Source organism: Paenibacillus donghaensis (assembly GCF_002192415.1).
Taxonomy (GTDB): Bacteria; Bacillota; Bacilli; order Paenibacillales; family Paenibacillaceae; genus Paenibacillus_AQ; species Paenibacillus_AQ donghaensis.
This window is the reverse complement of record NZ_CP021780.1, coordinates 730,694-754,851: the sequence shown is the minus strand read 5'-3', so window position 1 is coordinate 754,851 and position 24,158 is coordinate 730,694. Positions and strand designations below refer to the sequence as shown.

19 protein-coding genes and 2 pseudogenes are annotated in these 24,158 nt (G+C 49.8%); 7 read left to right on the top strand and 14 right to left on the bottom strand.

Translation table 11 applies throughout. The features are described 5' to 3' along the window. Nucleotides 1-21: 21 nt before the first annotated feature. Genes B9T62_RS03025 through B9T62_RS03015 form a run of 3 tightly spaced genes read right to left on the bottom strand, consistent with a single transcriptional unit; the run spans nt 22 to nt 3,674 of the window. A complete protein-coding gene (locus tag B9T62_RS03025) occupies nt 22-855 on the bottom strand; it encodes an energy-coupling factor transporter transmembrane component T family protein (RefSeq protein ID WP_087913907.1) in 834 nt (277 codons plus the stop codon). Next, entirely contained in the window at nt 842-2,803 is a 1,962-nt protein-coding gene (locus B9T62_RS03020) for an ABC transporter ATP-binding protein (protein WP_087913906.1), read from the bottom strand. Before B9T62_RS03020 ends, B9T62_RS03025 begins: the two co-directional genes overlap by 14 nt. Continuing rightward, the gene (locus B9T62_RS03015; RefSeq protein WP_087913905.1) at nt 2,796-3,674 is read right to left on the bottom strand and encodes a DUF8171 family membrane protein; all 879 of its coding nucleotides are present in this window, start codon (nt 3,672-3,674) and stop codon (nt 2,796-2,798) included. The genes B9T62_RS03020 and B9T62_RS03015 overlap by 8 nt, the downstream gene beginning before the upstream one ends. A 184-nt stretch (nt 3,675-3,858) precedes the next feature. Between B9T62_RS03015 and B9T62_RS03010 the strand changes: the two genes are divergently transcribed. After that, nucleotides 3,859-4,692 carry a MurR/RpiR family transcriptional regulator gene (locus tag B9T62_RS03010; protein ID WP_087913904.1) on the top strand — a complete coding sequence of 278 codons (834 nt, stop codon included), beginning with the start codon at nt 3,859-3,861 and terminating at the stop codon, nt 4,690-4,692. Between the two features lie 643 nt (nt 4,693-5,335). On the opposite strand, the pseudogene B9T62_RS03005 reads toward B9T62_RS03010, so the two are convergent. Continuing rightward, nucleotides 5,336-5,642: pseudogene (locus B9T62_RS03005) on the bottom strand (glycoside hydrolase family 2 TIM barrel-domain containing protein); the annotation flags it as partial. A gap of 105 nt (nt 5,643-5,747) precedes the next feature. Between B9T62_RS03005 and B9T62_RS03000 the strand changes: the two are divergent. Together B9T62_RS03000 and B9T62_RS02995 are read left to right on the top strand one after the other, a co-directional pair. Next, nucleotides 5,748-7,811, top strand: a complete 2,064-nt coding sequence (locus B9T62_RS03000; RefSeq protein WP_087913903.1) for a Na+/H+ antiporter — start codon at nt 5,748-5,750, stop codon at nt 7,809-7,811. A 212-nt stretch (nt 7,812-8,023) separates the two neighbouring features. Continuing rightward, nucleotides 8,024-9,343, top strand: a complete 1,320-nt coding sequence (locus B9T62_RS02995) for a hemolysin family protein (RefSeq protein WP_087913902.1) — start codon at nt 8,024-8,026, stop codon at nt 9,341-9,343. A gap of 208 nt (nt 9,344-9,551) precedes the next feature. Here B9T62_RS02995 and B9T62_RS02990 read toward each other — a convergent pair whose 3' ends face one another. The 7 genes from B9T62_RS02990 to B9T62_RS02960 all read right to left on the bottom strand — a co-directional run bounded on the left by B9T62_RS02990 (nt 9,552) and on the right by B9T62_RS02960 (nt 14,078). Next, nucleotides 9,552-9,986, bottom strand: a complete 435-nt coding sequence (locus B9T62_RS02990; protein ID WP_087913901.1) for a MarR family winged helix-turn-helix transcriptional regulator — start codon at nt 9,984-9,986, stop codon at nt 9,552-9,554. After that, nucleotides 9,974-10,792, bottom strand: a complete 819-nt coding sequence (locus tag B9T62_RS02985; protein WP_087913900.1) for a class I SAM-dependent methyltransferase — start codon at nt 10,790-10,792, stop codon at nt 9,974-9,976. Before B9T62_RS02985 ends, B9T62_RS02990 begins: the two co-directional genes overlap by 13 nt. Nucleotides 10,793-11,220: 428 nt before the next feature. Beyond that, entirely contained in the window at nt 11,221-11,652 is a 432-nt protein-coding gene (locus B9T62_RS02980; RefSeq protein WP_087913899.1) for a protein-tyrosine phosphatase family protein, read from the bottom strand. 114 nt (nt 11,653-11,766) lie between these two features. Next, a complete protein-coding gene (gene arsC / locus B9T62_RS02975) occupies nt 11,767-12,186 on the bottom strand; it encodes an arsenate reductase (thioredoxin) (protein WP_087913898.1) in 420 nt (139 codons plus the stop codon). Nucleotides 12,187-12,219: 33 nt separating this feature from the next. After that, nucleotides 12,220-13,293 (bottom strand): ACR3 family arsenite efflux transporter, encoded by a 1,074-nt coding sequence (gene arsB / locus B9T62_RS02970; RefSeq protein ID WP_281257682.1) that lies wholly within the window; start codon nt 13,291-13,293, stop codon nt 12,220-12,222. Between the two features lie 19 nt (nt 13,294-13,312). Next, nucleotides 13,313-13,657 (bottom strand): ArsR/SmtB family transcription factor, encoded by a 345-nt coding sequence (locus B9T62_RS02965; RefSeq protein ID WP_087913896.1) that lies wholly within the window; start codon nt 13,655-13,657, stop codon nt 13,313-13,315. Nucleotides 13,658-13,754: 97 nt separating this feature from the next. Beyond that, nucleotides 13,755-14,078: an ArsR/SmtB family transcription factor gene (locus B9T62_RS02960; RefSeq protein WP_087913895.1), complete on the bottom strand. Its 324-nt coding sequence runs from the start codon at nt 14,076-14,078 to the stop codon at nt 13,755-13,757. Between the two features lie 502 nt (nt 14,079-14,580). Between B9T62_RS02960 and B9T62_RS02955 the strand changes: the two genes are divergently transcribed. The 4 genes and pseudogenes from B9T62_RS02955 (at nt 14,581) to B9T62_RS02940 (ending at nt 18,015) form a co-directional block, all read left to right on the top strand. Then, the gene (locus B9T62_RS02955; protein WP_087913894.1) at nt 14,581-15,030 is read left to right on the top strand and encodes a MarR family winged helix-turn-helix transcriptional regulator; all 450 of its coding nucleotides are present in this window, start codon (nt 14,581-14,583) and stop codon (nt 15,028-15,030) included. 78 nt (nt 15,031-15,108) lie between these two features. After that, on the top strand, nt 15,109-15,909 hold the full coding sequence (locus B9T62_RS02950) for an arsenite methyltransferase (protein ID WP_087913893.1): 801 nt from the start codon (nt 15,109-15,111) through the stop codon (nt 15,907-15,909). Nucleotides 15,910-16,041: 132 nt separating this feature from the next. Further along, nucleotides 16,042-16,239 (top strand): annotated as a pseudogene (locus B9T62_RS02945) (N-acetyltransferase family protein); the annotation flags it as partial. Nucleotides 16,240-17,190: 951 nt separating this feature from the next. Beyond that, entirely contained in the window at nt 17,191-18,015 is an 825-nt protein-coding gene (locus B9T62_RS02940; RefSeq protein WP_087913892.1) for a carbonic anhydrase, read from the top strand. 244 nt (nt 18,016-18,259) lie between these two features. On the opposite strand, the gene B9T62_RS02935 is transcribed toward B9T62_RS02940, so the two are convergent. The 3 genes from B9T62_RS02935 to B9T62_RS02925 form a co-directional block, all read right to left on the bottom strand. Further along, a complete protein-coding gene (locus B9T62_RS02935) occupies nt 18,260-18,463 on the bottom strand; it encodes a hypothetical protein (RefSeq protein ID WP_245864324.1) in 204 nt (67 codons plus the stop codon). 57 nt (nt 18,464-18,520) lie between these two features. Beyond that, entirely contained in the window at nt 18,521-19,366 is an 846-nt protein-coding gene (locus tag B9T62_RS02930) for a pirin family protein (RefSeq protein WP_087913891.1), read from the bottom strand. Nucleotides 19,367-19,717: 351 nt separating this feature from the next. Next, nucleotides 19,718-23,755, bottom strand: coding sequence for an endo-1,4-beta-xylanase (locus B9T62_RS02925; protein WP_087913890.1), 4,038 nt, complete (start codon nt 23,753-23,755; stop codon nt 19,718-19,720). Nucleotides 23,756-24,158 lie beyond the last annotated feature (403 nt).

The window sequence follows — 24,158 nt, the reverse complement described above, 5'->3', positions numbered from 1 at the left end:
TCTCCTTTTGGACTTCGCCGGTTAGTAGAGCAGATTGGGATACAGATTACTGATCCAGAACAGCAGGGCTATATATAGCACGGAGCCTGACAGGAAATACCAATCCACCGGTTTGAAGGCCAGATAGGATAGCTTAAGCTTCTTCACCTTAGGATTGTTCAGGCCGTAACTGAAGCCACGGGTCTCCAGCGCTTCTACGGTGGTGCGCGAGCGTTTGGCCGTGTTCAGCATCAGAGGATAGAAGACTAGCACAATAATCCGCAGGTAATAGCTTACTGTTCTCCAGTAGAGCAGCCCGTGCCGCAGCGGCCGCTGCCCCCTCAGCCGGAACGACAGCAGAATCTGGTGGAATTCCTCCAGCAGTGTAGGCAGAATGCGATAGCCATAGGACAAACTGAAGGCAAAAGCGTCCGGCACCCCCAGCGAGGACAGTCCATCGCTCAGCCGCTCCGGGTCCAGACTGGAGAACACCGTAATGCTCGCCAGCGAGATGACGGACAGCTTCAGCGTCAGAGTCAGCATCGGCAGCAGCGATTCCGCGCCGCCCCCGAAGAACAGCGACAACAGCAGCATCCAGCCTACCTGGCTGACTAGACCCAAACAGAGAATAAACAGGATATACGGGCTTACCCGTGAGAGTACTGTGGTTACCACCATCAGGACAAACATCCCGGCAAGCAGTGTACGGTTGTGGACAAACCAAGGTACGATGGCAAAAAATAAATACCACAAAAGTAAAGTCCGGGGGTCCAGTCTGCCCAGAAAAGTGCTGCTGCTGTTATAAGCGGTGCCCAGCAGCTCCAGCTTGATCTGTTCGACAGAAATCCGGTTCAGCGCCCGCTTAACAGCTTCCACTTGGAATCAACTCCTCTGTCTGCAGTGAAACGTGTTGTATAAATTCATCCAGCGTGGAACAGAGTTGCGGAAAGCCCAGCTTAACGCCCAGCTCCATCAATTGGGTCTGGGCCAGCCCTGCCCGCCGCAGCAGCTGGCTGTCCGCGAAGATTTCCTCTGCACTGCCGTCTGCGATAATCCGGCCTTCATGCATCACGATGATCCGGCTGGCCCATTCGGCAACCAGCTGCATATCATGCGTGGCAATCACCACCGTCTCTACATGGCTGCGCAGCGTGTCCAGCACCTGGACCATCTCCTGCTTGGTGGAGATGTCGAGGTTCGCCGTCGGCTCATCCAGCAGCATGACCGCAGGCCGTACGGCTGCACCAATGGCCAGCGACACCCGGCGCTGCTGGCCTCCGCTCAGCAGCCGGGCATCCCGCTCCGCCAGCTCGCCGAGCCGGAACGCCGCCAGCATAGCTTGGGTCCGCTCCTCTGCATCAGGAAGCCGCCGTGCTTTCAGATAGTAGGCGATTTCTCCGCGTACGGAGTCTGCGATGAACATCTCCTCCGGGTTCTGAAAGACATAGGCCGCTGTCCCGGAGAGCCGCTCTGGCGGCAGGCCGCCCACATTCAGCCCTTTGAGCGCAATCCTGCCGGCTGTGGGCTGCACAATACCCGCAATCAGCTTCATGAGCGATGATTTGCCTGCACCGTTATTGCCGATCAGCGCCACGGATTCCCCATGCCGCAGCGTAAGCCCGATCCCGTTCAGCACCTGATGCTGTGTTCTATGAATCGTACGGTAGGACAGCTTAACCTCCTCCATCCGCACAACCTCTTCTTTCATTAAATAATGCGATGGCTGAAGCGCAGCAGCTGCAGAACCGGAGTCGGGGATTGTCATGCCGGCAGCCGCGTCCGTTGGAACAGTATGTGCAATAGTTCGAGCAGCTGGCAGAGCAGCAGACTGAGCGGCAGACTGTGCGGCAGACTGTGCAGCTGGCTGGGCTGCTGACTGTGCAGCGGCCTGGACTGCTGGCCGTGCAGCTGGCTGACCAGCAGACTGAGCCGCAAGCTTAACAGCTGGCTGAGCACCAGACTTAGCACCTGGCTTAGCTGCAAACGCCCGGCTGCTGAACCAGTCCAGCCCTTCGTCCGGATTCAGTGGATACAGCAGGCCGGAGCGCGGCCCCGGCTGAAGCCGCCAGGCCGCCTGCGTCACGGCAGGCGGATAGATGCCCAGCTCCAACAGTTCGTCGACTGCGGACATCGCCTCACGGACCGGCTTCTGCCAGCGGACGCGACCCTGATCCATCAGCACGACATCGCTGCAGTAATCGGCTATAAATTCTGCGTGATGCTCAATCACAATAATCGTCTTGCCATGATCTTCATTCAAGCGGCGCAGAATCTCGTAGATCTGCCGGGCATGCTGCGGATCGAGCTGGGCGACCGGCTCGTCGATTACTAGAATGTCCGGGTCCATAGCAAGTGCACCGGCGAGGGCGAGCAGATGCTTTTGCCCGCCGCTCAGCTGCCAGATGAATTCCTTGCGGAGGCTGCTTAGTCCGGTCAGGGCAAGCGCCCGTTCCCCACGCTCCTTGTAATCGGGATAACCGTAATTCAGAGGCGTATACGAGACATCGTCCATCACCGTCGGCCGCACCAGCTGGTTCTCGAAATCCTGATAGACATACCCCATCGCTCTGGACAGCTCCGAGACGCTCCGGCCTGCCGCTCGGCGTCCATGAGCGATCACTTCTCCGCTGAAATCCCCGCTGTAGTAATGCGGAATTAATCCGTTGAAGCATTTGCATAGCGTAGACTTGCCTGAGCCGTTGCTGCCGATTACCGCCGTGAACGTGCCAGCAGCAATCCTTAGAGAAGCCCCGCTTAACACAGGCTGCTCAGACCCCGGATACGTAAACGTTACTTCCTTCAGCTCCAGAATCGGGTTAGGCATCGGCGGCTCCCGCTTCCTGCCGCCTGCGCGATGCGCGCCGCAGCAAGGCAATAATCACCAGTGCTGCGACAACGGCTGCTGCCAGCATGCTAAGCCAGATCAGGTTCTCTTCGTTCGACTCTGCCCAAGGCAGCTCGAACTCGCCGATGCTCCAGCCGGATTCTGACAATAGCTCCGCTCCTAGAGCGACTCCGGCCAGAATCACACCGCTGATTACCAGCCTTGGCGACAGCCAGGCCCCGCTCGCATAGCTCATATTCCGTTCACGCGGCTTCATGCCTAGCAGCGGTTCGATTTTGCCATATAATCTTGGCACCAGATACAGCGTCGGCAGCAGCGCGAACAATATCCCGGAGAACAGCACATCGTTGAGGAATCCTACGCCTTCAATCAGCACGATACTCTCAGCCAGCCCCTGTACCGCCTCCAGCTCCTCTACCCCTACCCACACCTTGACAATATCGACAACCGAGCTCAGGAACTGGTGAATGATCACGCCCGTCATCGCCGCCACGCCTACCTGCCTGCGGTTCTTTGGGTCTGTCACCATCCGTCCTGCTGTATACATCGCCAGCGAGAAGGTGATAAATTTCTCCAGCTCGCCCAGTCCGCCGAATTGCCCCAGCATCAGCTCCCCGAAGATAATCTCACCGACCGCCGCACCCACAGCCGCATATAGCGGATGGAACAGCATGCACAAGGTTAACGGAATAAATGCAAAGTATTCAACGGACAGCTCCAGCGGTCCCAGCTGAACGCTCGGGATCAGCTCCGTAAACATGTTGGACAAACCGTACAATGACATCGACAACACAAAAATCATCATTTTTTGCGACTGGGTCAGTGTGTACCGCTGCATTACTGGTTTCATGAACTAATAACCTCCCTACAGGAATTTATCTTCATTATAGAGAGGCGATGTCAGCACAGATTTGACCGTCTGTTAAGTGGGTGTAATGATTTTTTCATTATTTTTAACGCTGTAATAATATTTACAAGATGTTCGCGGGCTATAGTTGGCTTACTTGCTTCATTAACAGAGGAGGAAACAGCAGATGTATAAAGAATGGCGGCAGCGCGCCTTCTCCCCCAACCAACGGATCATTGCCGATTTCATCCCCAAAAATGAGCAGCGCGTCCTCTACATGACCGAGCAGGAAATCGCAGACGAACTGAAGCTGAGCATCGCCTCGGTCTCCCGCTTCTGGAAGGCCGCTGGTTACAAGCATGCCAAGGATTTCAAAAGCCAGCTGCGCTTCCGCTTCGAATCCACCCCTTCCGTTAAAATGCGCGATGCCATGCAGCGGACCGGCGGAACCTCTCTGCCGTTGACGCTGCTTGATATCTGCTCGCATCATCTGGAGGAAACGCAGCGGTATCTTACCGATGAGCTGCTGCAGCGTTCCGTTGATACCCTGATTGCGGCCAGGTATATCTACGTGCATAGTCCCGGACCCTGCAGCGGACTGGCAGAATTGCTGAGCTACCGGCTGGCCCGGTTCGGTCTGGATCTGAAGCGGATGGCTGCGAGCGGGCATGAGCTGCTGGAGACTCTGATGCATGCCGGCAAAAAGGATGTGGTGCTGATCTTCGGATTCGTTCAGCTGCTGCCGGAAACGGAGGTGATTCTGGACCAGGCTCAGGAGGCCGGCTATCAGGTGATCCTGATTACCGACAGACTGGTATTCCCGCGTTCTCAGGATGCCGATATTGTGCTGTATGCCGGGAGGGGGGAGGTATGGGAGTTTCATTCGATGGTGGGTCCTACCTATATTATTGAGAATCTGATTCTGGGCATCGGAGTTGCCCGCAAGGATGCCAGCCTGCGTAAGCTGGACAAGCTGCAGCAGTTGCGGGCACAATACGGCAGCAAGCTTCCGCGCAGCTGAGGTTTGCGCGGCGGCTGACTGTTAACAGGCATTGCTGGCTTAGCGGGGGCACTGCTCACTTTCTGCGGGTGCCGCTGACGTTTCTGCGGGTACAGCTGGCTTTCTGTGGGTGGAGCTGACGTTTCTCAGGGCGCCGTACGTTTGCACGGGTGCCGCTCACTTTCTGCGGGTGCCGCTGACGTTTCTACGGGTGCAGCTGGCTTTCTGTGGGTGGAGTTGACGTTTCTCAGGGCGCCGCTGACGAAAACCTGCAAAAGTGCAGGTATTATAGCGATTTCGAGCATCTATGAGCAAATTGATGCAAAAGTGCAGGTATTTACTCACTATTACTGATTCAAGCCGGATTTTACTCTAAAAAGATGCACATTTCCAGGCTTTTGGCACACGCTTCCCCCGTCGGCTCAAAAAGATGTACTATTGCAGGAATTTCCCGTTAGGCATGACGCAATCATCCGCTTGCGCTCGTTCCAGCTTACTCTGACCGATTAGGTTATTTCGGACTGCACACACACAAATCGGCAGCCTTCCTCTTGCGGAGCCTTGCCGGTTATCGAAATCTTCTATTTGCCTGCCGGATATTCACCCATCTATCCCCACCTACGAACACCCGATGATAACGTGTCCGCAGCTCACTCTGGTACTCCTCGGTCAACACATCCAGATGATGGGCAAGCGTCTCGTCGTTGGCCTGCTCCGGCGTATATACCTTGTCCTTATAGTTGAAGAAGGTGGATCCCACCGCAGGCACCTCGCCAATGACGACAATCCCCTCCCGGTCGGCCAACTCCAGCAACTCTCTCGGCATATGGGTAATGGGAGGTGCGGAAGGAATTCGCGTTCACCCATTTCAGCAGGTTGAAGTCCTTCACATTGACCGCATGATCCAGCTCCTTGCCCCTAATATCACTGTCCTCATGTTTGCCGAAGCCCTTGAAGTAGAACGGCTTGCCTCGCCAAGCCAGGGTATGTTCTCCACCCTTTTTGGGATATAATTATGCGATCACAAGTTTTGCCTGGAGCAGATTTTTCTACTATATAAAGAGAGCAGGTATTCTATGGAGTTTATTATTTCCTTTCTGATGTTGGTATTCGTTATTGTAATTTCTACCGTGCTAAGCAAAAAGTTTACCAGAATTCCACTGGCACTCTTTCAAATCATATTGGGAGCGTTGGCCTCCTGGCTGCCTTTACATATCTCGCTCGAATTTGAGCCGGAGGTCTTTATGATCTGCCTGATCGCCCCGCTCCTGTTCGGAGATGCCCGCGTGACCTCGCGCAAGGAGTTATGGTCCTACCGCAAGCCGATCATTCTGCTGGCTATCGGACTGGTCATTATAACGGTGATCGGACTGGGTTATTTCATCCACCTGCTGCTTCCTTCGCTGCCGCTGGCGGCTGCTTTTGCTTTAGCGGCGGTGCTGTCGCCTACAGATGCTGTTGCTGTGAAGTCGATTACGAGAGGACTCAAATTGCCCAAAGGTCTGATGGCCATTCTGGAAGGCGAGTCGCTGCTTAATGATGCGGCAGGGATCGTTTCGTTTAAGGTCGCGCTGGCTGTAGTGCTAACCAGTGTCTTTTCCGTGGAGTCGGCTGCGCTTAACTTCGTGTTTGTATCCGTTGGCGGGTTCGTGGCGGGGCTGCTGCTTGGTTTCGGCTTCGTAAGGCTGCGGCTGACGTTAAGACAGCTGGGCTTCGAAGAAGTAAACTCCCTGGTTGCTATCCAGTTAATTACGCCATTCGTTATTTATATCCTGGCTGAAGAGCTGCACGTATCCGGTATCCTCGCTGTAGTCGCTGCCGGGATTATCCACGGGATTGAACGTGACCGGCTGAAGCAGACTTCCACCAAAATCCAGCTCACCTCCATGACCACCTGGTCCGTCCTCAGCTATATCCTGAACGGTCTGGTCTTCGTGCTGCTTGGTTTTCTGCTCCCCGATGTGCTTCAGGGGCTGCTTGCCAGCAAGGAAGTTACGCTTGGCATGGCGCTTGGATTAACCCTGGTGATTACGGCCTGCCTGTTCATCATCCGTTATGTGTGGGTTTATCTGCTGCACAGAAACTTTGTAACGCATGAAGCAGGAGAGGACATAGGCCATAACAGCGTAAATAACCGCTTGGACGTGAAACAGACCTCGCGGAGCCGTTATGCTTTTTTGGCCGCCACCTGCGGGATTCACGGAACCATTACCCTGGCAACAGCCTTGTCCATTCCCTATCAACTACCGAATGGCAGCCCCTTCCCGCTGAGAGATACCATTCTGTTCATTGCCTCCGGCGTTATTCTGTTAAGCCTGATCTTTGCGACGGTCATTCTTCCGCTAATCAGCAGGAATCCAGAGGAGCGCACCGTAGTAGAGACGACGTTATCCTCGGAGGCTGCAAACACCTTGATTATCAACCGCACGAGCCAGTTCCTGAGAACCTCCGCATCCGGCCCGACGCCTGCTCTGGTCAAAGTGCTTGCCGATCTGGAGGAACAGCTGCGGTACATCAAGACCGGCCGGATTCTGCGCTATTCCAGCACTACGCTGAAACATCTGCAGAACATTGCCCGTGATGCGGAGAAAAAGAAACTCCAGCAGATGATCCACGAGGGACTGCTCTCTCCGCAGCTTGAGATTCTGTTCCCTATCTTCCACCAGCCGCAGGAGCTGTACAGCGTCCGTTCTACGTTTCGCAGATTGTGGAACAGATTCAAATTAAACCGCTTCAAGCAGAGGCTCAAGGTGTTTGAACAAGCAGCTCCCGGGTCCGAGATGTACAAACGTTCACAGAAAGCCGCAGACTTGATTAATGAGCTGCACCAGGTCGAAGGCGTGCTGCAAGCAGCCGCAGCGGAAGCCCTCCGGCTTGCGGCTACAGACGCCAACCGTCCTGAAGTCCTGGTGCTGCTGAAGTACTACAGCCAGAAGAATCAGCAGGATGATGCTGTTACGGCCGACAGAGATATCTATGAGCAACAACTGAAGAACTTGCAGCTGCAGAGCATCCAATTCAAACGCGATCTGATCCAGGAGCTCGGGGAATCCGAGCAGATTTCGGAGAAACTGGTTTATGAGCTGCTGCAGCCGATTAATTACGATGAAATGCTGCTGCTGGGCAACAGTGAGGAGTAGCGGGATACTGTTCTTATCATCCGGCGGAGCGTTCATCCCCCCATAATCTCTAGCTCTGCCCGGACTCGATTCCCCGGCTCTGCAATACGCGGGCAGGGCTGGTCCAGCACCTCCCATTTGATATTTAATCGATAAGTTCATATAATTAGTTCTTAGGAACTCAAAATGAGAGTTTCTACATTTTAAGAACCGAAAGGGATGGTAAAAATTAAATGGGTATAGGACTTAGTTTAACGTTGGTGGCAATTTTGATTGTTTTAACCGCTTTTTTTGTAGCAACGGAATTTGCAGTGGTAAGAATACGTGGCAGCCAAGTGAGCCAGATGGTTATTGAGGGCAAGAAGAACGCCTTGGCAGTACAACGGGTTGCAGCGAATCTGGACGGCTATCTGTCCGCTTGCCAGCTCGGGATAACCATTACCGCACTCGGGATCGGGGCACTGGCAGAGCCGGCCTTTGAGCAGCTGCTGCTGCCGATATTCGAATGGACTAAGCTTAGTCCGAGTATCAGCCATCCTTTGGCGTTTGCACTCGCATTCTTTATTGCAACCTTTCTGCATGTAGTAGTCGGCGAGCTTGCTCCTAAGACTGCAGCTATAAACATTCCGGAAAAAGTCAGTCAAATTACTGCTCCACTGATTATATGGTTCTACAAAATTCTGTACCCGTTGATCTGGGCCATGAACGGATCCGCCAACATGCTCGTTCGGATGTTCGGCATGAAGCCTGCCAGTGAGCATGGCGATGCCCATAGTGAAGACGAGATTCGTCTGATCCTGTCCGAGAGCTATGAGAACGGCAAGATCAATACCGCCGAATATGGCTACGTCAACCGTATTTTTGCTTTTGATGAGATGCTTGCCAAAGAAATTATGGTACCCAGAACCGATATGGTCTGTCTCTACAATAATTTATCCTTACAAGAGAATCTAGCCATTATTCGTAAAGAGCAATATACCCGCTTCCCTGTAGCTGACGGCAACAAGGATAATATCGTGGGGATGATTAATACCAAGCAGTTGTACTTGCAGTATGATAATAATTCCGACTTTGATTATAAAAGCTTGATCCAGCCTGTTCTGACCGTATCCGAGGTCACACCCGTGAAGACGCTGCTGACCCGCATGCAACTGGAGCGTGTGCATATTGCCCTCTTGCTTGATGAGTACGGCGGTACATCTGGACTTGTAACCATAGAAGATATTCTGGAAGAGATCGTCGGGGACATCCGTGACGAATTCGATGGGGATGAACGTAGAAAAATAGAGCAGCTGAGCAATCTGCACTATCTGTTCGATGGCAATGTTTCGCTGGCTGACATCAGCCAGACCACGGGCCTGATCTTAGAGGATGAAGAGGTAACCTCCATTGGGGGATGGCTGTTCAGCCAAGTCGCCGATCCTGCTGTAGGCAAAAGCTTCGTCCGTGACCAGGCTACCTTCACCATCCGCGAGATGAGCAAGCAACGCGTCCGCAGGGTTGAGGTGTTTATTAACGAAGCCGAGGACAGTGCTGTTGAAACAACCTCATAATATAAGATGAAGCAGCCCTTAGGGCTGCTTTTGTATATATTCGTCAATGCATATGGTTTATTTCGCAGGATAAAAGCCGTGCAATATGTCGCGCATCTCCTGCTTGATATTGATATCTGGAGGCAAGACCCGCCTGCCCCCTCCGATAACCACGGTATCCAGAATCTTCGACATCAGAATTCATCCCTTCTATCTCCATCAATCGTCTTTAGCAGCAGTTGTTCTTATTCAGTGCATGGATGAGCAGCCCAAGGCTCTCTGCAACCTGCTCCCGCTTGTCTTCCGGAATATCGTTCATAACGCTGCCGAAATAAGAATTCATTACCGCATTGATCTGCTGATGAAGCGCCTCACCCTTCAGCGACAGCTTAAGCTTCACATAACGTCTGTTCTCCGGGTCTGTAATCCGTTCCACCCACTCATCGGTTACCAGATTATTTACGGTTCTACTCATCGTGCTCTTATCCAGATTGAGGACCTTGGCCAAATCTATCAGTGAGATTTCATTCGCCAGCCCGATTTCCATCACCGCATGGCATTGTCCAATTGTTACTCCGCAGCAAGCGAGCTGTGTCTTCTCCAGTGCACCGATGTTTCGGTCCAGCACCCTCAGCAGATTCTGCAATAGCTCTACCGTTTCCATGAACGTTTCACCCCTTTGTACAGGCTGTAGCCAATCTTCCCGTCAAGAACGGCCTGGTAGAAAATCTTCTCATTCTCCATAGCCTTGAACACCCCTTTGATCCCACGCAGTTGCATAATCCGTTTCAGCGTAATCAGTCGTTCAGGCAAGGTGAGCAACTTGGAGTGGTGGGCTACGTCACGGTCTTTCCTTACCTTCCAGAACTTCTCCGGTTTAGACCACTCTTCATGCTCTGCCGTGATGTTCACAACTCCTGCTGTCTTCAGCATGCCACTCCATTCCTGCAGCTCCAGCGGAGTGGTGCCGTACCGCTCTGCCAGCTCTTCCTTCTCGGCTGTTGTCAGTTCCTTCTTCCAGATCGATTCGTGGATGACTACGGCACCACCCGGCTTCACAACCCGCACCATCTCATTAAGAACCTGCTGGGAATCATCCGGTATACCGACTGCACACTCATTGATTACCACATCAAAGGTATCCTCGTTAAAAGGCAACGCCTGAGAGTCTCCTGCCCGAAAAGAGACTTGGTCAGCCATGCCAGCTTGTCCGGCAGCTTGTGTGGCCGATTGGATCATCTGCGGGGAAATATCTATCCCGGTCACGTGTACCCCATAATTCTGTGCATAAAAGATGGCCTGTGTCCCTCTTCCGCTCGATACATCGAGCACCCGCAACCCTGGCTTAAGCCCGGCAATCTCTGCCGTTCGTTTCGTAAGCTCGAATCCTCCCGGATGCAGAGTTTCAATTCCGCTAATTTCAACGGCATCCTCAATCGTTGGCTTGTGAATTCCTGTTCTTTTCATCATGTATCCCTCCACAGCGATAATGTATCATACAACTGTTGTATAATGCAACAATAAAACAAAAAAGGTTACTACTTAGGACCCAATAGGATAGGAGCATCAAAGTCTGATCGCCACATCAGTCCAATCCACCGAATTAGTTGCGAATCTGCATCTAATTAGATGATTTTTTCTGTTTTAGAGCAAATAAGTGCGAAAACGCATCTAATTTCGGATTCTGAGCCTTAAACAATCGTTTTACTCGAAAATAGTTGCAGATTCGCACTTATTTGCCCAATAACAGGAATTCCAGCTGAAATTAAATGCACTTTTGCATCTAATTTCTCTGAAATCTCTAGTGTAGCATTCTACATCCTCAGAGGGACCTAAGTAGTAATAAAAAAAGACTATCTCCATGAGGAAATAGTCTCGTGATCGGCTATGCATAGGGTTTATTTCGCAGGATAAAAGCCGTGCAATACGTCGCGCATCTCCTGCTTGATATTGATATCCGGACGCTTCTGTTTCGCCAGCTCTTCCGCTTCCTCCACAGTTGAGGCCAGTCCCAGCTCCAGCAGCACACCTGTAGCTACAGTACCTGTACGGTTGCGGCCCCCGGCACAATGGAAGTACACAGATTTCCCTTGATTCACAGCCTCTTTAATGGCCTGAATGGCGGCTCGTACAGAGTTCTCCTGACCACTTGTGTCCTCTACAATCGGGTAATGGTGGCGGGTCACATCATCCGGGAACCCTTCAGCCCGTGTTCCGGTATCTCTCAGATCAAACACATCTGTAATCTCCTGCTCCTGAAGCGCTTCAAGCAGCGCATTCTCACCACCGATATATACCTTGTCTTCGATAAGCGCGTGATAATTTGCCATAATTGTATCTCTCCTGTCAGCCTTAGCAGCAGCTGCTGCTTCCGCCACTTATAGTTAGTCCAGCCCCTTGCTCATCTTGAATGAAGCCTGGATCGCTCCCGGCCTCAGGGTTAACTATTCACCGGTTTCCGCAAATTGCTTGATGCGTTCTCCCACCTGGTCACGAACCCGCTGGAAGACGGCCCATTTCTCTTCCTCTGTTCCCTGTGCCTTGGCGGGATCGTCGAAGCCCCAGTGCTCACGCTTCACTTGGGGTGGAGTGAGCGGACATTTATCGGCAGCGTCACCGCAGAGAGTGACTACCAGATCTGCATGGTTCAGCAGCTCCGGATCGATGATATCGGAGGTCTGCCCCGAAATATCAATGCTTACCTCATTCATGGCCTGAACGGCTTTGGGGTTCAGTCCATGCGCTTCAATGCCTGCGCTGTAGACGTTCCAGCTGTCGTCCAGGTATTTCTTCGCCCAGCCTTCAGCCATCTGGCTGCGGCAGGAATTACCGGTACATAGGAAATAGAGAGTTTTGGCAGACATAGTTATCGTTCTCCTCAATCAGCATATTTGTTGTTATTTCTTGTCCGTAGCAGGAACACCAAGCGGCACAGTGAAATACTTCTTCCTCAACCATAACGAGACATTGACCAGCCCAATCAATACAGGCACCTCTACAAGCGGTCCGATCACGGCTGCGAAGGCAGCACCGGAATTCAGTCCGAACACACCAATTGCTACAGCTATGGCCAACTCGAAATTATTGCTGGCTGCCGTGAAGGACAGCGAAGCCGATACCGGATAGGAGGCTCCCGCCTTTTTGGAGGTCCAGAAGGAGAGAAAGAACATGATCACAAAATAAATAAATAATGGAATGGCGATCCGCACAACATCCATCGGCAGCTCAACCATCATTTCCGCTTTCAGCGAGAACATCAGAACAATGGTAAACAACAGCGCTACCAGGGTTACCGGACCGATCTTCGGCAGGAACGCCTGCTCAAACCAAGCGGACCCTTTGGTCTTGAGGGCAATAATCCGGGTCAGGATGCCTGCAGCAAACGGAATTCCCAAATAAATCAGCACACTTTCAGCAATCTGCCCCATGGTGATGTTTACAATTGCACCCTCCACGCCGAACCAGCCCGGCAAGACCGTCACGAAGAAGTAGGCGAAGATCGAATAGAATACAATTTGAAAAATGGAGTTGAACGCCACCAGTCCGGCCGTATACTCGGGATCCCCTTTGGCCAAATCGCTCCAGACCAGCACCATCGCGATACAGCGGGCCAATCCGATCATAATCAGACCAATCATATACTCCGGCATGTCGCTCAGGAACGTAATGGCTAGCACAAACATCAGAATGGGACCGATAATCCAGTTCTGCACCAGAGACAGCAGCAGCACTTTCCAGTCCTTAAACACTCTGCCCAGCTTCTCGTATTGCACTTTGGCGAGCGGCGGGTACATCATCAGGATGAGTCCCACCGCAATCGGGATCGAGGTCGTGCCGACCTGCAAGCCTGACAACCCGTCGGCAAAGGCTGGAATATAGAAACCAAGCACAATTCCCAGTCCCATCGCTGCAAAAATCCAGATCGTAAGATACCGGTCCAGGAACGACAGCTTTTTCTTTGAATCATTCACACTAACCAGACTCCTTTGGTCAATCACATGAAATTCTAAGGCCTTGTCTGTCCAGCTCCTCCAGCTCATAATCCTGCGAAGGAACAAGATCAATCAGGCTCTGTACCAGATCATTCTGCTTGCTGTCCGGATTCAAGGAATAAAAGATCCATTGACCCTTGCGCTTCTCCTTCACCAAGCCGGCGTCCTTCAGCTTCCGCAAGTGCTGGCTGACCGACGGCTGACTTGTCTTGAAGATGTCGACTAATTCGCACACACAGCACTCCTGCTTCTCTAGCAGCTTCATTATGGTTAACCGGGTCTTATCCCCCAACAGCTTGAGCATCAGGGATACCTCATCCAAATCTTCTAAAGCAAAGCTCATATCCAGATCCCCTTTCACCTCATCATTATATAACTATGCACTTATATAATCAACGACTTATATAAGTATTATATTCCCTCATCTTCCCTTGCAACTATTAATCACAATCCGCCTGCTTGTAATCCTCTTTCAACAGCTGTAGCAACGTTTGGGTATCCGGCAATTTCTCCAGTACGGCCTTAATATAAGGTTTATCTTCGACATTTAAGGAATAATAAACCCACTGGCCTTTTTTTCTTTCCTTCACTATTCCTTGAGCCTTCAGCTTCCGCAGATGCTGGCTGACCCCGGGCTGAGAGATATTGAGAATCTCCACGAAATCGCAGACACACCATTCTTTATCCTTAAGCAGCCCCAGCAGCGTCAGTCTGGTTCTGTCTCCAATCAGCTTCAGCTTCTCAGCCATCTCATGATTAAACATAGGCACAGTCCTTTCAAGATCACCAATCCATAATATATAATAATATACTTATACTAAAGTTGATTGGATTTAAAATCAAGAAAGGCCCCACTTGAACTTTTAGCCTAATCCACTTGCTAGCGGACCGCATAGCCGCTATTTCCTCATTTCTGCGATGTTTGTAAGTCTTGTGGACTGTATAGCCGCTATATCCTCAAAACAGGGCCAAAACGGATGGTTTTCGCTGGAATAGGGGCTGCTGAGTCCGTTAACCCTGTAAAACAGCCTTTTTACAGCAAATAGGGGCTCCTGGGTCCGCTAATCATCTGATGTAAAAGCGATGGTTACTGGCGACGGCCTGCATTGGTTAATCTTTAGCTTCCTTGTTACCGTAGTGTTGGATGGGAGGTTGAGCGAATAACACATGGGAAAAGGGGATCTAAGTAGTAACAAGCACACGGCTTATCTAAAACTTGCATATTGCAAGTAATTCTGATATAACTAATCCATGAGGTGAACCAATATGGACAACGCACGTGAATTATTACAGATCATGACCCGGCGGCTGGGACTGCTGAACAAGACTTGCTGCAGTGTTGGCGGATGTGATCTGACCACTACCCAGAGCCATCTGCTCTATGAGATTGACCGGCAGCACAATCCATCCATGCAGCAGGTAGCCGAGACACTTGGCACTGATATCACTACCTTCAGCCGTCAAGTGCAGTCCCTGATGAAGATGAAGCTTGTACAGAAGACCCCGGATCCTAGTGACCGGAGAGTGTACACGTTGTCGCTTACTCCCGAAGGAAAGATGATCGCAACTACGATTGATCAGCAGATGAACGAGTATCTGGATGAAGCCTTCTCGCATATGAGTGAGTTCGAGAAGGAAACATTACTTCGTTCTATTCATCTATTTAACGAAGCTATGGGGAAATCCAGCAAATGCTGTGCACCTGTAACCGGGTGATTTCCCTTTATCTAATACTTGCATATTACAAGTTATATGCATAAGTAACACAGAACACAACCAAAGGAGCTGTAAACCATGACACAAATTTCAAATGACCAGATTCGCCAGAATGTACGCGGGCGTTACCAGCAGATTGCTGTACGTCAAACAGACGCCTCCACTTGCTGCACCCCTGCAGATAGCTGCTGTGACACCCCTGAGGATTTCGATGCGATTTCCGCCAAGCTCGGCTACTCCAGTGAAGATCTAAGTGCAGCTCCAGAAGGAGCCAATCTGGGACTTGGCTGCGGCAATCCCCAGGCCATTGCTGAGCTGCAGCCGGGTGAGCAGGTGCTGGACCTTGGCAGCGGCGGCGGATTCGACTGTTTCCTCGCTTCCCGGCAGGTAGGGACGGACGGGCATGTCATCGGGGTCGATATGACGCCCGAAATGATCAGCCGTGCCCGCCAAAACGCGGTTAAAGGAGGATTCGAGAACACGGAATTTCGCCTTGGCGAAATCGAGCACCTGCCCCTAGCTGACCATTCGGTGAATGTAATCATCTCCAACTGTGTGATCAACCTGTCTCCTGACAAGCCGCAGGTGTTCCGCGAAGCTTACCGGGTTCTCCAGCCCGGCGGACGGCTAGCGATCTCGGATATTGTTACAACCGCTGAACTTCCTGCTGAGATCAAGAATGACATTCATGAGCTGTACTCCGGATGCATCTCCGGGGCCTCATCCATTGCGGACTTGCACACCATGCTGCAGGAGAGCGGATTTACCGGGATCAGCATTGAACCCAAGGATGAATCGAAATCCTTCATTAAAGATTGGGTTCCGGGGGCTAATGTGGAGCAATATATTGTATCCGCAGTAATCAAAGCACAGAAATAGCCAAGACGACAGCAGGAGTACCTGTGGCTGCAGTTTCCGTCCGCCCGGCTGTTTCAGAAAACATAGATGACATCCTTCGCATCTATAATCAGGGAATTGAGGATCGGATCGCTAGCTGCCCGCAATCACCAGTTCCACAAGATTGTCTTGTTTACCTTCCCTTTCAACCAAGCCGGTCAAGGCTTGTATCACAGCATGGGCTACCGCGAGGTCGGTGTGTTCGAGCGGCAGGGCATCATGGAGGGCGCTTTTATTGATGTGATGATTATGGAGAAGCTTCTGAACAATAACCCCAACGCAGCAAGTATACGCTGCCTGGGGTTATTGTAGTCTTGGGACAGATACACAGAACCAGACAGTAGTCTAAGATATGCAGCTCCCATAACTGTAAACAAAAAATGCAGGTTTAAGCAGGAAGCAAGTTACTACTTAGGTCCAGGCAAGAAATTCTACCGTTAGTTCACGGCTATATAAGATGAACTTAAAAATGGAGTTGTGGAGTTGTCAGAAAGCCTGATTCATAGGGCTTCTTGGCAACTCCGTATGTAACATTCTTAAGTTCACGTTCTATAACCCCATCTTTCGGAGAGTTACGGACTCGAGGGGCCCTTATTTGCTCCTAACACACTTCGATTCGGCGGTTTTGAGCTCAATAAACATGCAGTCCGTTCGTACCACTTTTTTATCTTATATAGAACTGTTTTTATCTTATATAGAAGCTTCCATAAACATTAACTAAAGTTCATTCCGATTACTCCTGCAATAAGGGCAGCCAGGAAATAAAGAATAATCATGACAAGCACGATATTTATAAGGTTAATTGAACGTCTCATTTATACACATCCTTAACTTCATATTTTGTATATTATCTTCTCCTAAAGATTCATGAAATCTGCGGGATAATTGGAATCTTTAATGTATTCGGAGTTATAGAAATTGCCGATTCCTACTCATTTCAAAAACCCACTGATTTTGTTTTGAATTGAAAATGCATTGGTAGTGAATAAAATATCCCCCCTTCAATCTTTTCGTCATAATTGGGTAAATATATATATTCACTTTAGCATATATTCAATTTTATGGTAACCAACTTCGTCTCATACCTTCTTCTATCCATTATCCAACAGCGCTGTTTTAGCAATTCGCCCTGGTCTCTAAGTGTTGCCTAGACAATTAGAACCATTTCGAGAACATTGAGCCTTTTTTCACTTGTTGCTTTCTCTTCCAATATTTACAATATTAATAAAATGTACTACGAACCAAAAGGAAGAAGGATGATACATGAGTATCAACAAAAGGATATCTCGAATATTAATCTCTATCATGATTTTATCTGTAATGGCTGGATGTGGAAACAATGTACAGAGCGACGAGGCAGAAGCTAAAAAGGAGCCCACGACCACCGGAATCGCTCATCAAGCGCATTGGTCCTACGAAGGTGAAACGTCCCCGGAACACTGGGCTGAACTCGACAAACTGTTCACAACGTGCAGTACCGGTACGGCTCAATCGCCGATTAATATTCTTCATGAGAAGGTGAAGGATGATGAGAGCCTGTCCCCTATCAAGGTTGAGTATACACCGTCACAGGTTGCAATAATTAACAACGGCCACACGATCCAGGTTAACCTTAAGAATCAGGACAACCCTATCATCATTGAAGGGAAGACCTACACACTGCAGCAGTTCCATTTCCACCTGCCCAGCGAACATGAGGTGGATAGCAAACATGCCGATATGGAACTTCATTTCGTACATCAAAGTGAAGAAGGCACGCTTGCTGTACTGAGTGTACTAATTACCAAAGGCACCGAAAATGCCGAGTTGAACAAGCTTTGGTCCGTGCTTCCAGCTGAGGAGAGCAAACAAGAAACTCCGATTGAGAGTGCCTTCGACTTGAACAAACTGCTTCCAGCAGACCTTCATTCGTTCCGCTACCAAGGATCGCTCACCACTCCTCCGTGTAGCGAAGGGGTACAATGGATCGTTCTGGAGAATCCGGTTCAATGGTCCGAGGATCAAATAGGCAAATTCGAAGCTATTTTCCCACATGATAATCGTCCCGTACAAACGCTCGGGGACCGGGAAGTAGATAGCGATAACTAGGCTGCTTAGAAATCCCCTCAGTAATATTAACGATTTCACACCAAGTTTGACCTTCTCTATGCCCTTGGACTATGGAGCTCACAATGGTATAAGTCAAAGTCAATCAAATATACGACAGGTATAGCCCCTATACTGGACGCGCAAAAAAAGCAGCTTGCCCATAGAAGACAAGCTGCTTTTTTTTATTTTCACCACTTCACCTTATAAGACTCATGGTACAGCTTTATCAGCGGCTGATTTGAACTTAATAAGGCACCTTAAACATATAACGTCTATGCTCCAATGGATGGCCGGTAGCTTTAGATAGCTCAACAGCGTATACACGCAATACAAGGTTCATCACCAGCGGGGCAATATAGCCCTTCACTTCTTCGTCTATGCCGGCTAAATCAAATTGCTTGGCATCAATCACCAGCATTTTCTCCCCGTGTTCCTTTAGAAACTTCAAAGCCCGGTCTGCCCCTGGCAATTGAAATAGGCCTCCCTTTAAAGGAAGGCCCGCTTGTTATTTCAAAAAAGTTCCCTGCCGATACTCACTAAAGGCCTCCGTAATTTCTCTTTCCGTATTCATTACGAACGGTCCTCGGGCAACTACCGGCTCTTGAATAGGTTCACCTGCGTATAGCAGTACACGCAATGTCTGAATGGCGGTAACCTCAATTTCACTCTCTCCGCTGCCGCCTTGGCCCAAAGTTAAGACCTGGCCTTTGGAAGCCTTAACGTTATTCTGGCCAAATGTCCCGCTGCCTTCAAGAACATACATGAATCCATTATAACTGCCGGGTAAATCCTGCGTTACAGTGTAGCCTGGTTCAATGAGCATCTCTACCATAGTAACCGGCACATAATTTTGAGTGGGTGCAACCACGTCTCTGGAAGAACCGGAAAACACCTTAATCGTTGCCCCTTCTTCTTGCCGTATAGGCATATCTTCACTTTTTAAATTCTGATAACGCGGCTTTGTCATTTTATGCACTTTCGGCAGATTGACCCATAATTGCAGAGAATGAGCAGTCACTCCCTCTGAAGGTACCTCGTTATGCTCCACACCGCTTCCTGCTGTCATCCACTGCACATCCCCGGGCCCGAGCACTCCGCCTTCACCGCTATGAGTGTCATAATGTTCAATCTGTCCGGAAATTACATACGTAACGGTCTCCATTCCGCGGTGCGGATGGATGTCGAAGGAACCTTTCTGGAACTGATCCTCCATCATTAGTAGAAAAGGATCGTTCTTTGCCCAATTTCCCGGCTCAATTACCGGCCCGGCCGCATGGATAGGACTCACATGGCTTAATGTAACCTCTCTGACTTCGCTAATATCCCGTTTCATCGCATTGGATTGTTCCATAGCTATTCGCCTCCTGTGACAAGATGTTATTTCAATACTTTATTTTAACTTATATTTTTATATTAACTATACTTTATATAGTATATATTAATACTCTTTTTGTTATTTGTCAAAAGTTCGCTATATAAGATGAACTTAAGAATGGAGTAGTGGAGTTGTCAGAAAGTCTGATGCATAGGGCTTCCAGGCAACTCCGTATGTAACATTCTTAAGTTCACGTTCTATAACGATTTAAATTCATTAGGGCAGCCCACGCTAGGCGTATGCTAAAAAGTCTACAAGTATATGGTGTACTTGTAGACTTAGCGCTTTTTCACTGGAAAATTCGGAAGTCTACTTTCTCGGCTGGGGCTACAGATTCCAGATGCGGTGCAAAATAACTGCCGCCTCAGCGCGGGTGAGACTATCGTTAGGAGCAATCCTGCCGTTTTTCCCGTTCACGACTCCAGATTTGACCAGAAACGTCACGCTGTCTTTCGCATAGCCGGAAATGCCCGCTGCGTCAGCATACCCATCTACAGATCCGCTGGCTTCGATTGGCTGGCCGCCTGCCTTCAGCGCCCGAACGATCATCACCATCATATCTTGACGGGAGATCTTACTGTTAGGTCTGAACGTATGATCTTCAAAGCCATTAGCAATTCCCAGCTCCTTGGCGATAGCCAGTTCATTATGATAGAAATCGGAGTTTGGGATATCGCTGAATATCGTTGTATTCTCCACTGTTCCTTTCAATTCAAGAGCTCTTATGAGAAGTGAGATGAAATCTACTCTCTTGATGAACTCTTCAGGGAAAAAGCTGTTCTTGGTCGTTCCTTGGAAGACTTCCCGAGCTGCCATTGCATCAATGGCTTGTTTGGCCCAAGGTACGTTCTGCAGGTCTCCGAAGGTCTTGAATACGGAGTCAACTGCATACGTGCTGAAGTGGGTCGTTTGGAATACAACACTTTGGGTTGCCGCTTCATATCGACTATTCGGAATCGGTGTTGCGTTGCCTTTGCCATCCAGGTACCAAACGACGATAAGCTCCGGATTGCTGAGTTCTTCCGCTGTCGGTGTGTAAGGAATGGATACCGTTACAGGAGCTGAAGGGTTATTCCATGCAATGACCTTGTCGCCTGCTACCAGGTTCAGATCGATAACCGGACGGTTCCCTATCCGTTCCCGGGTAACTGGATCCAAGCTGTCCGTAGAAGTTCTGTTTACACGGATGTACACTTGCTCCGTGGTTTCCGTCAAGTTGGACAGCATGTCGCTTGGAATTAGAATTTCTGCGTGTTCTGTCTTCAATACAAGCGCGAAGTTTTCTTGGCCTTTCAAGCTTGCAGCCGGTAATTGCACCTCATATACTTTGGCATCTGCTTGCTTCGCTACATCGATTACGATTTGTTTCTTGCCGTTTGCCGCTGGACTTGCTTGCTCAAGCGCTTTCTTTAAAGTTTCGCTCGGAATCGTACCTTTCGCGCGCCCCTTGTCAGATATCACTTCCAGCTTAATCGTCACAACGCCATCCTTGTTCTCAACGCTTGCTGTCTGTGGGCTAAGCGGACTAAACCCGCTGCCGCTGTTGTTGATCGGTGCCGGTGTTGCCGTTGCTTCTGGTGCCTGTGTTGGTGTTGTTTCTGGCGCTGGTGTCGGCGTTACTTCCGGTGCTGGCGTCGGCGTTGGTGCCGATCCGGCAGGTTTACCGGTGAGCGTAAGCACACCATATACGGATGTGTCCATATATCCGGTGCCGGTCGTATCGTTCCATGCAGCAACACTTTGACGAGAGCCGTCTTTAGCGTCATTGATCTGTACATCGAAGCCGAGCTTGAGATCATTAGCCGGAGTTACCGATTGAAGCGGAATCTTCACTTCAACCGTATAGTTTGTTCCGGAAATTCGGGTTGCCGACTCGAACCCAGTGGCGATACTTGGCGGATTGAATGAAGTCTCGTTGTCAAAATTGACTCTGTATTGTCCGTCATCACCTTGATAGAACGTCGTTTTTGCATTGTTTTGATCCAAGAAGATTTCAACGGAATCCTGTTCATGGGCGTTTATGCTACTTTTGTTAAGCTGCGCATCGTTAACCTGGATCAACAGATAGAGATTGTGATCATCCCAGAGAGCTTTGGTTATTCCGCTTGCGCCTTGCCAAGCCATCTGATAGCGGTTAATCGGCATTTCTGCCGTCTGGCTCCAAACCGCGTCAACAGTCCCGTCTACTACTGGCGTAGCAAAATTAGCAGTTGACTGATTGGCGTCTACCGTCTCAGGCGTATGCTCTGCTATAAACTTGCCCGGGTCGATTACACCATAGTAAGCTGGCTTGGCCTGCAGATTACGATCAAACAACAATGGATTCTGAGAGGCCCTCCAGCTCGAAGTGTCATTCAGTCCCCAGAATGTCACGCGTGAGATATTTGCCGCATGAGCTTTGAACATATTGAACAATTGCGCATAGGCATAACCCTGAGCATTTGCTTGCGCCTCGGTAATCTGAGAGTTGCTTCCAGCTGTAAGATCAAGCTCGGATATGCTTACTTCTACGCCTAAGGAGATAAACTTCTCCAAGGACAATTTAACATTCTCCAGGTTCGTGTTTAAATTGTAGTGCCCCTGCATGCCTACGCCGTCGATGAGCCGTTTGCCGGAGTGTGTCAGCGCATACTTGTCATTGATTTCTTTGACCATACTGTAAATGGCCTGAGCTTTATTCTGGTTATCTTCATTATAATCGTTGTAATACAGCTTGATATCCCAATCGGAATGCGCGTCCAGCACTTCTCTTGCCGCCAAGAACGCCTGCTCTACGTAGTCTGTCCCGATGGCACTGTTCCAAGGGGATTCACGCAGCGCCGCTTTCCAATCCGCTGGGTTAGAAGGGTTGTCTTTCATCGCTTCGTTGACTACGTCCCAGGAGATGACCTTGTCGCCGAAATGCTCCATAACAGTTTCAATATGGGTTCTCAGATTCTCAAGAGCTTCCTCCCGTCCCAAGGGGATCGTGTTGTTCTCTGCATCTGTTGTTGTATTCAGCCATGCAGGCGATTGCTGGTGCCATACCAGCACATGTCCATGCATCTGCATTCCCTCATCCAGCACTTTATTTACAAGCGCATCTGCCGCGGTGAACGTGAAGCCGCCTTTCGTAGGCTGCAACGCATCCGGCTTCATGGCATTGCCTGCCGTAGCGACATTATGATGCATCTTCAGAAGCTCAAGTCTGACGCCATCCAGATCCTCCGCAGTAATTGCGTTTCCGACCAGAAAATCGTTTTGATAAGCATCTTTGAGCGGAGTTAAGTCTTTCTGTATGTCGATCGCGCCTGAGCCTGTATTCTCAAAGCTGATATCGTCGATATAGAAAGATGCTGTTGCGTCCGGGCTTTCTACATAGAGGGTCAAATACTCGCTGCTTACGTTGTTATAGCGATATGTTCCCTCGAACTGAATCCAGCCGTCGCTTGCGCTGACTGTTTTGGGTGCGAACTGAACATAATTGGCGCTGCTTCCATTACCAATCTGCGTGGACAGCTGGATCTGCGAGCTTGCGGGCGAAATCATCTTGACCCATAACGAAATTGTATATTCGCTACCCTTGTCAACATATTTCTCCACACGTAATGTCGGCCCATGCCATGAACCCGTTCTTCCCTCTACCTTCAAAGCGTAAGCACCGTCTGCCGTATGATTGGCTTCATCGGAGACTGTTATCGTCTCAGTGCCTGCCCTGCCTGCAAAACCACCTGCCGTTTGATCCTCAAAAGTTACAGTGGTGAAAGGCAAAGCCGGATCTCTAGGTGGTTCCGGTGCTGGAGTCGGCTCTACCGCAGCCTTCTTTTCGGTAATCAATAGGTCACCGATGTAGAATGGAACCGTCTTCCCGGTATCGTTCGATTGAACGCGCAGGGTCGTATCTTTGTCCGTATCCACGGTGAATTCCTTAGTCAGGGTGATCGCTTGGCCGGCTTCATAATTCACGCTTGCCAAAAGGCCGTAGCTGCTTATGGTTTGAATATAAGCTTGGGCGCCGCCAGGTACAATCACATCAGCGTCCACATAAACGGATGCCGTCACCGTATAGGTTTTGCCGTTTACCAGGCCCATGTCGCTGAATTCGAAATCAACCGCGTCCCAGTTATTTGTTCTGTTGCTTACATATAGAGCTGCGCCGTCCGTATTGCCGGCAAAAACCTTACCAGTGACAGGTGTCAGGCTGGCGCCGCCTGATTGCGAGGCTAAACCTTTACCGCTTACAAAAGTTTCGTGATACACCGTTGCCGTATCTGCTGATACTGTTGTATCCGGCGCCGCAGCTTTCGCTACCGGAGCAAGCCAGGCTGACGGAATAAGCATCGCAGCCGCGAGTACAATCGAGATGATTGGTTTAAGCATTCTCATTTGTTGCATTCCTCCTCTAATCATGTTTGAACGGTCAGTATATAGCCGAAAAAAACAGTCTCTTGGTGGCTTGGAGTAATTCTACAATCAATCACCTCCATTGCAAACGCTTACATGTATACTTACACCATCTTACATCCCCGCCACTATCCGCTGCCATACTAATATTAAAGGTCTTACCCCAAAAATTATAGAAAAAATGTTACTACTTAGAACCCGGGTCATTCCATATAGATTTGCATAATAAAAAAATTCCCAAATTGAAAGCATGTCTCCTAAAAATGAAGAATGGCCACCACCCAATAGAAGGTTCCACCATTATATGTAGATGAAAGACGCTTAGTTAACATAAAACAAAGAAGAATAATCAAGACGATCTCGTCATGACTATTCTTCTTCACCA